Genomic DNA, 13,985 nt, shown 5'->3' on the forward strand with positions numbered 1-13,985 from the left:
TCCTCAAATCCTCAAATCCTCAAATCCTCAAATCCTCAAATCCTCAAATCCTCAAATCCTCAAATCCTCAAATCTTCAAATCCTCAAATCTTCAAATCCTCTTACAACCAACCCATTGAGTCCATCCAAGTTTTCACACTATTTATCCACTTATCTTTAGTTGTTTTATTATTTAGACCAAAGCCATGTCCGCCTTTGGGATATACTAACATACCTGCTGAAACCCCATTTTTTTGGCAAGCCTCATAATATGAAAGCGTATTTTTTATAGGAACTGCATTGTCATCACTGGCATGAACCAAAAAAACAGGAGGCGTTTCTTTGGTCACTTGCAAATCATTTGAATATAATTCTACCAATTCAGCCGAAGGATTTTTGCCAAGTAATTTTTCTGTTGAACCGCTATGTCCAAACTCTTTCATGGTAATGACAGGATAAATTAAAATAGAAAAATCTGGACGAACATTTGTTTCATCAGCATTATCGCCAACAGGTTTTGCAAAGTGAGTTGAAGCCGTAGCCGCTAAATGTCCACCTGCTGAGAAACCTAATATTCCGATTTTGTTTGGAGTGATACCATACTTTATAGCCTCTTTTCTAACTGTTCTGATTGCCTGTTGAGCATCTTGTAATGGAGCAATACTTTTATCAACTTGTGCATTGTCGTGTGGCAATCTATATTTTACCACAAAAGCCGTTACACCCATTTTGTTAAATTCTTTGGCTACATCTGAGCCTTCGTGCGAAGCCGCTAAAATCCGATAACCACCTCCGGGACAAATAATAACGGCTGTTCCATTCGACGTGCCTTTTGCGGGAGAATAAACTGTAATTGTTGGAACGGTAACTTCTGAAAGACGTAAAACACCATTTTTGTCAGTTTCAGCTTTTTGAGTGTTTGGAACGGGTTTAGAATTAGGAACTTCTTTAGGATATAAAGGCATTTCTTGCTGAGCGTGTACGTAAGTCATTGTTAATAAGAGACTTAAAGTAATGAATGTTTTTTTCATGGAGGTATTTTGAAAAATATTAGTTTAAATAGTGTTTGTAATTTGTTAAGAATGAGGAAATTAACGTTGCAATATAATAACTGATTCCAGAAAGGAAGTCAAATGTAATATTTACCTAATATCTTTGCAAAAATTCAAGAATCTTATGGAAAAAATAAAATCAACAACCGTTTTGGCGGTTGTACATAATGGCGAAGTAGCTATCGGGGCTGACGGACAGGCGACAATGGGGGCAACAGTTGCCAAAAATCATGTGAAGAAAATTAGAAAAATGTTAGATGGCAAAATCGTAACAGGTTTTGCAGGTTCTACGGCTGATGCTTTTACACTTTTAGAGCGTTTTGAAGAAAAATTAAATGCTTATGGTGGCAACATGAAACGTGCCAGTATTGAGTTAGCAAAAGATTGGAGAACAGACCGCTATCTAAGAAAATTGGAAGCAATGATGATTGTTGCCAATAAAGAAGAAACGCTAATCATTTCGGGAACGGGTGATGTTCTTGAACCTGAAAATGGTATCGCTGCTATCGGTTCTGGAAGTAATTATGCTCTCTCAGCGGCTTTAGCAATGAAAAAACACGCTACACATCTCACAGCGGAGGAAATTGTAAGAGAAGGATTAACCATTGCCGCAGATATTTGTATTTACACAAATCATAATTTTGTGATAGAAAAACCTGTGTAGTGTAACACGAACAGCCTTGTTCGCAGTTTTTATTATAATTTTGAACTAATTATTGTTTAATCTTGTAACTTAGTAGAGTATTAATTACATTAACAATAAATCAGTAAAACTATGTCATTAAGATTAGGAGATATTGCTCCCGACTTTACAGCGGAGACAACACAAGGAACTATAAATTTTCATGAGTGGATTGGCGACTCTTGGGCAATGCTTTTCAGTCACCCTGCTGACTTTACACCAGTTTGTACTACTGAATTAGGAAAAACAGCACTTTTGAAAGGTGAATTCGAGAAAAAAGGCGTAAAAGTTATCGCTGTTTCGGTTGATGATTTAGATTCTCATAACAAATGGGTGCCAGATATTGAGGAGGTTAATAATGTGAAAATGAACTTCCCAATTATTGCAGATTCTGACCGTAACGTGGCAACACTTTATGATATGATTCACCCAAATGCGTCTGAAAAAGCAACGGTTCGTTCGGTATTTATTATTGGACCAGACAAAAAAGTGAAATTAACGTTGACTTACCCAGCTTCAACTGGACGTAATTTTCAAGAGCTTTTACGTGTAATTGATTCTTTACAATTAACGGCAGTTTACCAAGTGGCAACGCCTGCTGACTGGAAAGATGGCGAAGATGTAATCATTACACCAGCCGTAAAAACTGAAGATGCAGCCGCTAAATTCCCGAAAGGATTTACCGTTGTGAAACCATATTTACGTACAACGCCTCAACCAAATAAATAGGCTTTATACGTTTAAAATGAAAGGATTAGGAAATTGTTTGTAAATTTGTACAGACTATTTTCCTAATCCTTTCCTGCTTTTATGAATTATCTGAAATTACTGCAAGTAAAATTCTCTCTTTTACCCGCAAAGGTTAGACTTTTTTTAGTAGCTTCTCTCATATTTTTTATTGCTCTTTTTGCTTATTATAACCTCCGTCCGAATCCGAATGGCTGGGAGAAAATTTCTAAAATTGGCATTACTTTGCCCTTACGTTACAAACTGCATGGTATTGACGTATCGCATCACAACGGGAAAATTGAGTGGAAAAAAGTAAAAAAAATGCAGTTTTCAGATGAAGATTTACATCTTGAATTCTGTTTTTTGAAAGCAACTGAAGGCATGACGCATTCCGACCGTGAATTTGATAGAAATTGGGAGCAGTTGGGGAAATTAGGAATTAAAAGAGGAGCATATCATTTTTTTATTCCTTGGCGTGAACCTGTTGGACAAGCCAAGAATTTTATTAATTCGGTGAAACTGAATAAAGGAGATTTTGCTCCTGTTTTAGATATTGAACAAAATTCGTTAAAGTCTGATAGTCAGATAATTGAAGAGATTGAAGTATGGCTTGATATTGTCGGAGAACATTATGGCGTAAAACCAATTATCTATACAAATCCGAATTTTTATAGAAAGTTTATCAAAGGAAATTTTGATGATTATCCACTTTGGATTGCTGATTATTCAAAAGAAACCTTAAAAGGATATGGTTCAAATTTGTGGTTTTGGCAACATAACCAAAAAGGTTGGTGCGAAGGTGTAAAAGGAACCGTTGATTATAATGTGTTTTTAGGGAATGATAGTGATTTGGAAGACTTGTGCTTGTAACCCGATGCTTCCGCATCGGACTAATATATTCGATGCGGAAGCATCGATTTACAAATTGTGCCTGTAACCCGATGCTTCCGCATCGGACGAATATATTCGTTGCTTCTACATCGGACTAATATATTCGATGCAGAAGCAGCGAGTTAAAAACTATTCAAAATCACTTTAGCATAATTTTCAGCACGGTTCAACTCAGCATATTGCTTCATTTTTTGTTTATTCCCAATTACAACTTTTTGCATTAGTAACATTTCGATTTTCTCAGATAAATCGTTATTTACGATTAAACCTAATTCATTTTCAACCACAATTTTTCCCATCAAACCAAAATTATAAGTTAATAATGGTTTTTGAGCTGCGGCCGCTCTTACCGTTATGGCACTCATTCCGATGTGTTTATCGTACAATGCCAAGATGTAATCAGAAACTTCAAAATATGGCTGAATATCGTGGTCGGCAATGAAAGTGTTTTGGGTAATGATTTGAAAATCAGAAATACCTTCTATTTCCTTTAATTTCTTATCAAACTTCAATTTTTCAGATTCTTCCCAAGGTCCAACAATTAAAAGTGTCCCTTTTTGAGAATTTTCTTTTGAGATTTTCCCGACCGCTTCCATTACTTCAGAAATGCCTTTTCGGCAATCTAAAAAACCAAAAATCAAGAAAACGTTTCTATTTTCTTCAATACCTAACTCTTGTTTAATTTCTGCAACAGCTTTTGTGGAAGGGTAAACTTGCACAGGGTCAGGCAAGAAAACAACTTTACTTGTTTGCCAATTCTGTTTGATATATTCCGTTGCAAAAGGGTCAAGATTGAAAAGTGAATCTAATTTTTTACTTTTTACGAATAATTTTAACGTTAGATTTTTACGTAAAGTGTTTAACTTTTCTTTCAGAGAATGAGCAGGATAATTTACCAATGTCGGGCGAAATAAAATACCCGAAACTGGACAAGGAAGAGCTTTTTGAGTCAATAATGCAATTTGCAAATAGTCAATGTACATCGAAAAAGCATACGTAGCGTTGGTTTGCGTAATGTATTTTCGTAATAAATCCCATTCAAAAAAGGCACGTTTGGTTACACTTTCAGACTTTGTGATTTTCCATGCCGAAAACTCAGCCTCTGAAAAGGCAAGCCATTTTACTTTCGGAGAAAGTGTTTCTTCAATAATTTGTGGGTGTTGTTCAAAAAAATCAGGGGCAACTAAAACCGTTAAGTTATAGTGGTAATTTGCCGATAAGAAGTTGATAATCAGGTGATACAAATAACCAGAATGGTGTCCACTTGCGTCAGGTTCAAAGATTAAAATATTTTTGGTCATGTAAATTATTCAATCACAATGTTGTATTGCTCCAGTAACCCAACGATTCCCGTTAATGAAAACTTAGCTTTCTTTATTCGATTTTTTTCTGGATTGATGGTATAATGTTCGGCAGTTCTGAAATCAGCTTTTTCTAAAATCGTTCCGTCGAATTTTGCTCCTAAAAGATTACAATTGCTAAAATCTAAAGCTGTTAAATCAGCTTCTACAAAATCAACTTCTTGAAGACTACAATTTTTAATTTTTGAAGTCTTGAAACTCATTTTATAGAATGACGATAAATTTAAGAGACATTCTTGAAAAATAACCGAAAACCCAAATTTATTACAATCTTCAAAACGCACGCCTAAAATTTTACAACCCACAAATTTTACATCTCTGAATGCTGTATTTGCAACTTTTGCCAAGCTAAAATCACACTCTTTAAAATTACAATCTATAAAATTGATATTGGAAAGATTCGTATTTGAGAAAATACAATTTGAAAATTGGCAGTTTTCATAATCACCGATTTCAAGTTTTTCTTCTACAAAAGAAATACCTTGAAAGTGTTGGTCTTCGATAAGTTGTTTACTCATTTGAATGTCTTCTAAAGTAGAAGTTTTAAAGAATACTTTTATAAACGGCTAAAGTTTGTTTGGCTTTTTTCTCGGCTGAAAAATCTTTTTGTCTTGTAAATCCCTTGTCAGTCAATGATTTACGCAAATCAGCATCGTTGATAATAGTCAATAACTTATCAGTTAAATCAGGCTGATTTTTGGCTTCAAAATACAAAGCCGCTTCTTCTGCAACTTCTGGAAAACACGAACTATCACTTAAAACTACTGGACAACCACAAGCAAATGCTTCTAAAATTGGTATGCCAAAACCTTCATAGATAGAAGGATATACAAAAGCAATTGCTCTTTTATATAGTTCAAAAAGCGTATTATCACTATGGAAATTGAGGTGAATTACATGGTCATTTAGTCCTAATTGAGTAATTAATTGCCATTCTGTTTCGTTGAAATTTCCTCCGCCTGCACATAAAAGTTTTACATCTGTGTTTTTTTTTGCAACGCCTTGAAATGCTTTCAGTAAGCCATCAAAATTTTTATAGTCATTTCTTGCCCCCACATAAAGTAAAAACTTTTCTGGCGTTTTTAGATGATAATTATGCGGTTGTTTATGATTTACAAATGAAGTTGAATGATGAACAACATCAATTTTATCAGCCTTTATATCGTAAAATTCCAGTAAATCTGCTTTGGTATTTTCTGAAACGGCAATCACTTTTGAGGCTCTACTAAGTATTTCTTGCTTTTGTTCCTTCGTAGAATTATCAATATGTTGAAGGTTGAATCGCTCCTTTATACAATCGTGATAAGTAAATACAAATGGCTTATTTTCAATGTGTTTTAGAAAATAATTGTGAAAAAAAGTAGGATGAAAAATGTCGAAATGTCCTCTTTGAAGTTGAAAAACACTATTCATTCTATTGGTTCTTGAAACCAACATATTGGTTGGCATAAAACCGAAGATATTTCTAAACTGCTGAGGTTTTCTGACGGAGCTACTTTTTAAATATTCATTATTTGAAAATTGGATTGACAACGAAATATCAACGCCCATATCAGATAATGATTCCATCAAATCATGAAAATATCGAGCTACACCGCCGTAACGTTGCCCCGTAAATGCTTGATGGTCATAAAGAATTTTCATGGATTGTTTTATATTGTTTTTCGGAATGAACTATCCTTAAAATTTAATCCCTGACGGCGTAAAAACTGCCGTCAGGGTTGTGTTATCTTATTTATTCATTAAATCTTCAATCTCATCTGCGTCCATCGGAATACTTTCCATGAGGTCAATACTGCCAGTTTCAGTAATCAGAATGTTATTTTCTAACCTAATTCCTAAGCCTTCTTCTCGGATATAAATTCCCGGTTCAATCGTGAAAACCATACCTGCTTCCACTTTGCGGTATTTATTCCAAACATCATGCACGTCAAGTCCTAAATGATGGGATGTTCCGTGCATGAAATATTTTTTCAATAATGGTGAATCTGAATTTTGTTTTTCAATGTCTGCACGACTGAATAATCCTAAATCAACTAATTCTCCTTCAATAAATCTTTCAACTTCTTTTTGATAATCGTCCCACAAAATACCCACTTTTAAAATTGATTGTGCAAATTTAAAAGCACGATGAACGGCATCATAAACGGCTCTTTGGCGTTTTGTAAAACGACCGTTTACGGGAATGGTACGGGTTAAGTCTGAATTATAATTAGCGTATTCTGCCGCAACATCCAATAAAATTAAATCTCCGTCTTTACACGGGCGACTGTTCTCGATATAATGCAATACACAGGCATTTGCACCCGAAGCAATGATTGGCGTGTAAGCAAAGCCTTTTGAACGATTACGGACAAATTCATGGATTAATTCTGCTTCAATTTCGTATTCTGTTACGTCAGGTTTGACAAAATTTAACAATCTCCTAAAACCTAATTCTGTAATACGGCACGCCTCTGAAATTTGAGCGATTTCATATTCACTTTTAATAACACGCAAATGGTGCATTAATGGAGCAACACGCTCAAATTTATGTAATGGAAAATGCTCTTTCGCCCATAAAATGAACTTGGCATCACGAGTTTGAACGGTTGAATGATTACGAATGTGTTCGTTTGAATTCAAATAAATATATTCAGATTCAAAAACTAAAGTCGTTAAAACCGCTTCAAATTGGCTTGTCCAGTATATTTTTTCAATGCCAGAAACCTCTTTGGCGTGTTCTTTTGTGTATTTGTAACCTTCCCAAATGGCAATTAATTCTGAAGTTTCTTTCAAGAATAAAATTTCTCGATGCTTCGGGTCTGGGCAATCAGGGAAAATCAAAAGGATTGATTCCTCTTGGTCGATTCCTGATAAATAAAATAAATCTGAATTTTGTTGAAAACCCATTGTACCGTCTGCATTGGTAGGCATTGGGTCGTTTGAGTTAAATATGGCAAGCGATTTTGGTTTCAATAAAGAAGCTAATCTCTTACGGTTTTCTATAAATAATTCGTTGTTGATGGGTAAGTATTTCATATAATTTCTTTTATTTCTTCTCACACAAATAAATAATTTCCTCTTTCGGCAAAGCAAATCTTTTTACTCTTTCAGCAGGCATTTCCATGACAAATTTATCTTCTGTCACGTGCCAACCGCCTTGTTCAAGACGTTTGTTATAATCTTTCCCAAAAATTCTAAAATGGTCATCTTGTTTGAAAAGACGTTCTCTTTCTTTCGGGTCGGTGATAGTTTTATCTTCAAAAGTAGTTGCTAATGCCCAATCTTGTGGCGACTGCATAATAGCAAAACCGCTTGGTTTTAATACTCTACGCATTTCTTCCATGCAACGAATATCATCTTCTACGTGTTCTAAAACGTGATTACAGAATACGACATCAAAAGTATTTTCTTCAAATGGAATATGATGTAAGTCCATTTTTACTTTTGCCAATGGCGACTCAATATCAGCCGTGATATAGTCCAGATTTTTCATTTTCTCAAAACGGTCAATGAAACAATATTCTGGAGCAACATGAAGCACTTTGAGATTATCTTTGAAGAAATTTGTTTTTTCTTGCAAGTACAAATACATTAAACGGTGACGTTCCAAAGAAAGACAACTTGGACAAAGGGCGTTTTCTCTTGGTTCTAAACGTCCGTAAGGTAAGAACTTACTGAAAGTGGAGTTACAAACTGGGCATTCAACGTTGTTTCCCGAAAGGAAGATTCCGTAAGTTTTAGTAGCAAAATGCCCTACCAATTGAATGTATTTTCGGGGAATGTTTCTGAGTGTCCAGCTAATTATATTCTTAATCATCTATTTTTTGATAAATTTTTCTACGGCAAAGATAAAAAAATATTCCCGCACTCTCGCACGGGAATAAAATTTCAAATATTGATATGTTGAAAATAGTAGGACGGTTTGTCGCTGGTATCACTCAAAATATAGTTTTTACTTTTGGGAAGTTTATATTCTGTGATGTTCGCTTTTCGCTTAAATTATTAGCATATTCCTACATTTCTCTAATCCAAACATTTCTAAAACTAACGGCATTTCCGTGGTCTTGTAAATGAATTGGAGCTTTTCCATGAACAGGATTTGTTGGTTGTCCGATATAGTTTGTCACCCCTTGGATTTTAGTATGATTTTGTACAATCACGCCATTATGGATAACCGTTACATAAGCAGGCGTTTCGATACCACCATTAATCGTGAATTTTGGAGCAGTGTAAATAATGTCATAAACATTCCAGTCACCTTGTTTTGAGGTAGCATTTACCAAAGGAGGCGTTTGTTTATAAATTGAACCTGCCTGACCATTACGATAAGTACGGTTTTGGTAAGAATTTAAAACTTGCACTTCATAAATTCCTTGTAAGAAAACACCACTGTTTCCTCTACCTTGCCCTTTTCTGTCATCTCCTTCATTTGGTGAACGCCATTCGATGTGTAATTGGCAATCTCCAAAAAGTTTTTTAGTAGAAATACCACCTGTACCGCCTACAACAGTCATAACGCCGTCTTCAACTTTCCATTTTGCAGCACTACCATCTTTTGAACTTTCCCATTGGTCAAGATTTTTCCCATCAAACAATACGATAGCATCAGAAGGAACAGCTCCCGGAGTTACCACTCTAATTTCTGGATCCATGTATTCAGTAACTTCTGGTTTATCAGGGTTTTTCTGAGTAAAACGCATATCTTGACCATTTGCATATAAACCCGATACAGTAACTAAAGCCGTAAAAATTACTTTTTTGTTGATTTTCATTGAATGTTTTTGTTAGTTTATGGTAATATTGAAATATAAAATTATGTTTAAGTCAATAATTTCTCAAATAAACACCATAAAATTATTTTTATTGTGCTTCTTTATCATTAGTTCTGGATATGTAAATGCTCAAGCGGGCAATTTTCGATATTTAGATATGAATACTATTTTGAAGGATTCAAAAATTCAATTGGCTAAAAATCAATTGATTAAAGGTTGGACAATGCGTGCCAATGGAAGCAATTTTTACATAGAAAGAAATGAAGATGTTTTTTTACCCCAATCTGCTCTAAAAAGTTTGGAAGCTAATACCAATATTGTTTCTAAGAATGTAAAAGGGAAAAAAATATTGATGATGAAGACGAAGGCATATTTTTTGATGACCATTGAAAAAAGATTTCCAAACGATAAAGTGGAATTATTAAGAACAACAGCGAAAGCGATTTATCAAACCGATTTTTATACCATTTTTTTGTGGCAAGAACACGGTTTTACGTATTCCGATAAGTCAATTCCTGCGACTTTGAATAGCGAATTTAGAGCGATAGAAAAACTGCTTGGAAGCCTTTGGCAGTAAATAAAAACAAAATTGAACAAACAATAAACTCACAATAAGCACTAAAATAACCAATATGAAACCTGATATTCCTAAGAAAGCCCCCGGACAACGATTAGTAAAACAAATGCCTTTAAGAACCAAATGGATTCTTTGTGCTATTGCTGGACTTTTACTGTTTGGCTTTGGTATTATTGGAATCGGGAATGCTACGGCTCTCAAAACCGACCCGACGGTAAATTTTGCCCGATGGTTTATTTGGGGAGTTTATGGATTTATTCTTACAAGTTTAGGTTTAGTTCTGCTCGGACAAGCAATTCGTTTTAGAGTAATCATGGACATTAATAAAAAACTTAACAAGCAAGAAAAAGAATTGCAACGCCATATTAAAAAAGTGAATCATTTAGGCGATGTGCTAAGAACGAAGGAAGATAAGAAAGGAAAAGAAAAGTAGATGTTAGAAATAGCTATAAAAAGAAAAACCCATCCGTTTGAGATGGGTTTTTTGATTCTTAGAAGAAATTGTACAAAATTACTTCGCAGCCTTCGCAGCAAATTCAGCTTTTATTGCTTCTACGTCCACCAATTTAATTTCAGGGACAGTAGTCAAAAACTTAATTGCATTGACTTTGTTAGTGGCTATAGCCTTGTTTCTTCTGTCTTTTCTTTTTAGTCTTGTAACAGCCATTGCGAACAGAGTTTTAAATTGAGGTGCAAAATTAGGGATTATTTCTTTTTTTACCAAACTTAAAAGACTTTATCATTGGAAGAATTGTTAGTTATGAATTATGAGTTATGAGTTATGAATAAATGATTGGTGTTAAGTTGTTGGTTTTCAGTATCTTGTATTGCTAATTATTCGTTATTTTGAATATTCTTAATAAAACTCTTTTTAGAAAAAATGGATAATTATTTATGATATGCCATAAAACCTTTGAGGTTTTGTAATTTTGTAAAAATTAAGTCAGTCAATTGTTGCAAAACTAAAGCAACAAGAAAATAATAGATAACAAATCAATGAGTAAACCAAGCGTAGTTAGAGGTACAAGGGATTTTGGACCAGAAAAAATGGTTCGACGAAATTATATATTTGGAACAATTAAGTCTGTTTTTGAAAAATTTGGTTTTCAGCCAATTGAAACGCCCGCTATGGAAAACCTTTCAACTTTGATGGGTAAATATGGTGAAGAAGGCGACCAATTATTATTCAAAATTCTAAATTCTGGGAATTTTTCTGAGAAAATCGGACAACCAGATTTGGATGAAGGATATAAAAAATTGACTACTAAAATTTCAGAAAAAGGCTTAAAGTATGATTTAACCGTTCCTTTTGCTCGCTACGTAGTAATGAATCGTAATGATTTGGCAATGCCGTTTAAACGTTACCAAATTCAACCCGTTTGGCGTGGCGACCGTCCACAAAAAGGTCGTTATAGAGAATTTTATCAGTGTGATGCTGACGTTGTAGGCACAGATTCTTTGATTTGCGAGTCTGAAATTGTACTGATGATTCATGAAGTGATGCAAAAATTAGGCATTAATTTCATGTTGAAAATCAATAATCGTAAAATTTTAACGGGACTTTCTGAAGCCATTGGAGCAGTAGGAGAGGAGGGAACTTTGGCTGTTGCGATTGACAAATTAGATAAAATTGGGAAAGAAAAAGTTTTAGAAGAATTAGCCGAAAAAGGTTTTTCTGCCGATTCTCTTTCAAAACTTGACCCGATTTTTGAAATCTCAGGAACTAATCAAGAGAAGTTTTTGAAATTGGAAGAATTATTCCAAAATTCTGAAATTGGACAAAAAGGAATTGCTGAATTAAAACAAGTTTGGACGTACCTTTCTGCTTTTGGCGTTTCTGAAAATAACATTGAATTAGACATTACCCTTGCTCGTGGATTATCGTATTATACAGGTGCGATTTTTGAAGTGAAGGCATTAGATGTACAAATTGGCTCAATCACAGGTGGAGGTCGTTATGATAATTTGACAGGAACTTTTGGCGTTCCCGGTTTATCAGGCGTTGGTATTTCTTTTGGCGTTGATAGAATTTATGATGTAATGGAAGAATTAAATCTTTTTCCCGAAAATCAATCAGTTACGACAAAATTGTTGTTCTGTCATTTCGGCGAAAATGAATTGAATTATGCACTTCCTCTATTGCAAAAAGCTCGTTTAGTAGGTGTAAATACGGAAGTTTATCCAGATGTTAGTAAAATCAAAAAGCAGTTGGATTATGCTGATAAAAAGAAAATTCAATTTGTTTGTATCATCGGTTCAGATGAAATGAATACAGGAATTTTGACACTCAAAAACATGATTTCTGGCGAACAAGAAAAATTGAATTTTGAAGATATTTTGAGTAAATTAGGATAATATGTTTTAGAAAAGGCTTGATAAATTTACAACTTATCAAGCCTTTTTTATTTGTCCTTACAGTGTTTCTCCTTATTTTTGGCAAATGTTCAACCAATTATCAATAGAAACACTCACATGAAAAAGTTAATCCTATTTGTTTATTTACTAAGTTTTATTTCTCCTATTTTCTCCCAAAGTACCACTTCTCCCGAAGAATATTATTCAATCCAAAGATTTGTGGAAGCAACGGTGCAAATACCATTTATGGCTCGTGTTGCTGACGTACAAGGTTCTGTAACGGTAAGAATAATAGTTGGTGATGACGATTCAAAGCAATACGAAATCGTGCAAAATCTTAGACCTGATTGTGATAAGGAGGCATTAAGAGTTGTCAAATTATTGAGCAACAAATTATTAAAAGATAATTTGAAAGGAAAAAAGAAAACGTTACTCGTAGTGCCGTTTTTTAACCCAAAACCTATTTTTTTTAAAGATGGATTGGCGATAGAATATTACGATAAAAAAAAGAAGCCGACAACCAATCAAGATGAAGTTGAGTACGCAAGTCGATATTTTGTTGATACCTTAACAGGCAGAATAAAAAGCGATGTTGAGTATTTTGAAATTGCGAAAAAAAGAACTGAACCGATTGGGAAAGCATTATTAGAAGTTGATAGTTTAGATAGAAACGAACCGACATTTTTCGAAAATGCCGCTGATTCTTTAAAAATGTTTTATTACAGAACTCATTCAAATAGTGATTTCAAAGAGGTTATAGGTGGATATTATTCAAACGGTCAGGCAATTATCTCGTATATTGGAGATAAGCATTATCGTTATTTCCCAAATGGAAGAATTAAGCAAGAGAGCGAATTGGTAGATGATGGAAAAAAGATGGTAATCACAGATTATAATTGGTTTGCTAATGGGCAAATGGCTTATGTGAGAGTAACCGAGAAAACAAAAACAGAATCAATTGAGAAAATTATAGCGGTTTGGGATACATTGGGAACACAGATTGTAAAAGATGGACAAGGTTGGGATGAATATTATGAAGGCAAAGACGAGAAAATGATAATTCACGCTGGATTAATCAAAGATGGTCTTTTTGAAGGAAAATGGACAGGGAAAAGCCCCAACGGAGAACTCAAATACCGTGAGGTTTATAAAAATGGAAAATGTCTAAATGGAGTTGCTTATTTGGGAAAAGACTCGACTACTTACGAAACCCCTTCTGTACCAGCAGAATTTAAAGGGGGAAAATATGGTTTTGCCACTTTTTTAGAAAGACATTTAAACTATCCATCTAAAGCTCAAAGGTCTAATGTAAGTGGAAAAGTTTATGTGCAGTTTGTGGTTTGTACCGATGGAACACTTTGTGATTATAAAGTTTTGAAAGGTATTGGTTTTGGTTGTGATGAAGAATCTGTGCGTGTTTTACAAGCATCAAGTGGTAAATGGATTCCTGGAAAATATCGTGGTAAAGCCGTTAGAAGTAAATTTACCATTCCAATAAATTATCAATTATCACGCTAAAAATATCATATAAAGACTTGATGATTGTAGGAAATTATCAAGTCTTTATCCCTCCTTTGTAAGTGATGTAAATATTTTTATTTT

Annotated in this window: 15 protein-coding genes; 7 read left to right on the plus strand and 8 right to left on the minus strand. The window is 34.3% G+C overall.

Features of this window, described 5'->3' with window-relative positions; genetic code table 11:
* Window positions 1-101: 101 nt before the first annotated feature.
* Window positions 102-1,010 carry an alpha/beta hydrolase gene (locus tag LV89_RS23045; RefSeq protein ID WP_109745288.1) on the minus strand — a complete coding sequence of 303 codons (909 nt, stop codon included), beginning with the start codon at window positions 1,008-1,010 and terminating at the stop codon, window positions 102-104.
* A 145-nt stretch (window positions 1,011-1,155) separates the two neighbouring features.
* Between LV89_RS23045 and hslV the strand changes: the two genes are divergently transcribed.
* From hslV to LV89_RS23060, 3 genes are all read left to right on the plus strand, one after another.
* Window positions 1,156-1,695: an ATP-dependent protease subunit HslV gene (hslV, locus tag LV89_RS23050; protein WP_109745289.1), complete on the plus strand. Its 540-nt coding sequence runs from the start codon at window positions 1,156-1,158 to the stop codon at window positions 1,693-1,695.
* A gap of 111 nt (window positions 1,696-1,806) precedes the next feature.
* Window positions 1,807-2,442 (plus strand): peroxiredoxin, encoded by a 636-nt coding sequence (locus LV89_RS23055; RefSeq protein ID WP_109745290.1) that lies wholly within the window; start codon window positions 1,807-1,809, stop codon window positions 2,440-2,442.
* Window positions 2,443-2,523: 81 nt separating this feature from the next.
* Entirely contained in the window at window positions 2,524-3,312 is a 789-nt protein-coding gene (locus LV89_RS23060) for a glycoside hydrolase family 25 protein (protein WP_109745291.1), read from the plus strand.
* A 143-nt stretch (window positions 3,313-3,455) separates the two neighbouring features.
* On the opposite strand, the gene LV89_RS23065 is transcribed toward LV89_RS23060, so the two are convergent.
* From LV89_RS23065 to LV89_RS23090, 6 genes are all read right to left on the minus strand, one after another.
* Complete coding sequence (locus LV89_RS23065) at window positions 3,456-4,634, minus strand: glycosyltransferase (RefSeq protein ID WP_109745292.1); 1,179 nt, start codon at window positions 4,632-4,634, stop codon at window positions 3,456-3,458.
* 5 nt (window positions 4,635-4,639) lie between these two features.
* Window positions 4,640-5,212: a pentapeptide repeat-containing protein gene (locus LV89_RS23070; protein ID WP_109745293.1), complete on the minus strand. Its 573-nt coding sequence runs from the start codon at window positions 5,210-5,212 to the stop codon at window positions 4,640-4,642.
* A gap of 25 nt (window positions 5,213-5,237) precedes the next feature.
* A complete protein-coding gene (locus LV89_RS23075; protein ID WP_109745294.1) occupies window positions 5,238-6,338 on the minus strand; it encodes a glycosyltransferase family 4 protein in 1,101 nt (366 codons plus the stop codon).
* Window positions 6,339-6,425: 87 nt separating this feature from the next.
* The gene (locus LV89_RS23080; RefSeq protein ID WP_109745295.1) at window positions 6,426-7,715 is read right to left on the minus strand and encodes an aminopeptidase P family protein; all 1,290 of its coding nucleotides are present in this window, start codon (window positions 7,713-7,715) and stop codon (window positions 6,426-6,428) included.
* Window positions 7,716-7,725: 10 nt separating this feature from the next.
* A complete protein-coding gene (locus LV89_RS23085) occupies window positions 7,726-8,493 on the minus strand; it encodes a class I SAM-dependent methyltransferase (protein ID WP_109745313.1) in 768 nt (255 codons plus the stop codon).
* A gap of 199 nt (window positions 8,494-8,692) precedes the next feature.
* Entirely contained in the window at window positions 8,693-9,451 is a 759-nt protein-coding gene (locus LV89_RS23090; RefSeq protein WP_109745296.1) for a 3-keto-disaccharide hydrolase, read from the minus strand.
* A 43-nt stretch (window positions 9,452-9,494) separates the two neighbouring features.
* Here LV89_RS23090 and LV89_RS23095 point away from each other — a divergent pair, with 43 nt between their 5' ends.
* Window positions 9,495-10,028: a hypothetical protein gene (locus tag LV89_RS23095; protein ID WP_146199246.1), complete on the plus strand. Its 534-nt coding sequence runs from the start codon at window positions 9,495-9,497 to the stop codon at window positions 10,026-10,028.
* Between the two features lie 55 nt (window positions 10,029-10,083).
* The gene (locus tag LV89_RS23100; RefSeq protein WP_109745298.1) at window positions 10,084-10,461 is read left to right on the plus strand and encodes a hypothetical protein; all 378 of its coding nucleotides are present in this window, start codon (window positions 10,084-10,086) and stop codon (window positions 10,459-10,461) included.
* Between the two features lie 78 nt (window positions 10,462-10,539).
* Here LV89_RS23100 and LV89_RS25515 read toward each other — a convergent pair whose 3' ends face one another.
* A complete protein-coding gene (locus LV89_RS25515) occupies window positions 10,540-10,695 on the minus strand; it encodes a hypothetical protein (RefSeq protein WP_170117767.1) in 156 nt (51 codons plus the stop codon).
* Between the two features lie 329 nt (window positions 10,696-11,024).
* Between LV89_RS25515 and hisS the strand changes: the two genes are divergently transcribed.
* On the plus strand, window positions 11,025-12,383 hold the full coding sequence (hisS, locus tag LV89_RS23110; RefSeq protein WP_109745300.1) for a histidine--tRNA ligase: 1,359 nt from the start codon (window positions 11,025-11,027) through the stop codon (window positions 12,381-12,383).
* 117 nt (window positions 12,384-12,500) lie between these two features.
* Window positions 12,501-13,901: an energy transducer TonB gene (locus LV89_RS25755; protein ID WP_146199247.1), complete on the plus strand. Its 1,401-nt coding sequence runs from the start codon at window positions 12,501-12,503 to the stop codon at window positions 13,899-13,901.
* The last annotated feature ends 84 nt before the right edge of the window (window positions 13,902-13,985 follow it).

The organism is Arcicella aurantiaca (assembly GCF_003148625.1).
GTDB lineage: Bacteria > Bacteroidota > Bacteroidia > Cytophagales > Spirosomataceae > Arcicella > Arcicella aurantiaca.

Bases quoted from the DNA above. Each gene is read 5' to 3' on its own strand.
- LV89_RS25755 (WP_146199247.1), top strand. From the start codon at position 12,501: ATGAAAAAGTTAATCCTATTTGTTTATTTACTAAGTTTTATTTCTCCT.
- hisS (WP_109745300.1), top strand. From the start codon at position 11,025: ATGAGTAAACCAAGCGTAGTTAGAGGTACAAGGGATTTTGGACCAGAA.
- LV89_RS23055 (WP_109745290.1), top strand. From the start codon at position 1,807: ATGTCATTAAGATTAGGAGATATTGCTCCCGACTTTACAGCGGAGACA.
- LV89_RS25515 (WP_170117767.1), bottom strand. From the start codon at position 10,695: ATGGCTGTTACAAGACTAAAAAGAAAAGACAGAAGAAACAAGGCTATA.
- LV89_RS23070 (WP_109745293.1), bottom strand. From the start codon at position 5,212: ATGAGTAAACAACTTATCGAAGACCAACACTTTCAAGGTATTTCTTTT.
- LV89_RS23095 (WP_146199246.1), top strand. From the start codon at position 9,495: ATGTTTAAGTCAATAATTTCTCAAATAAACACCATAAAATTATTTTTA.
- hslV (WP_109745289.1), top strand. From the start codon at position 1,156: ATGGAAAAAATAAAATCAACAACCGTTTTGGCGGTTGTACATAATGGC.
- LV89_RS23090 (WP_109745296.1), bottom strand. From the start codon at position 9,451: ATGAAAATCAACAAAAAAGTAATTTTTACGGCTTTAGTTACTGTATCG.
- LV89_RS23080 (WP_109745295.1), bottom strand. From the start codon at position 7,715: ATGAAATACTTACCCATCAACAACGAATTATTTATAGAAAACCGTAAG.
- LV89_RS23060 (WP_109745291.1), top strand. From the start codon at position 2,524: ATGAATTATCTGAAATTACTGCAAGTAAAATTCTCTCTTTTACCCGCA.
- LV89_RS23075 (WP_109745294.1), bottom strand. From the start codon at position 6,338: ATGAAAATTCTTTATGACCATCAAGCATTTACGGGGCAACGTTACGGC.
- LV89_RS23045 (WP_109745288.1), bottom strand. From the start codon at position 1,010: ATGAAAAAAACATTCATTACTTTAAGTCTCTTATTAACAATGACTTAC.
- LV89_RS23065 (WP_109745292.1), bottom strand. From the start codon at position 4,634: ATGACCAAAAATATTTTAATCTTTGAACCTGACGCAAGTGGACACCAT.
- LV89_RS23100 (WP_109745298.1), top strand. From the start codon at position 10,084: ATGAAACCTGATATTCCTAAGAAAGCCCCCGGACAACGATTAGTAAAA.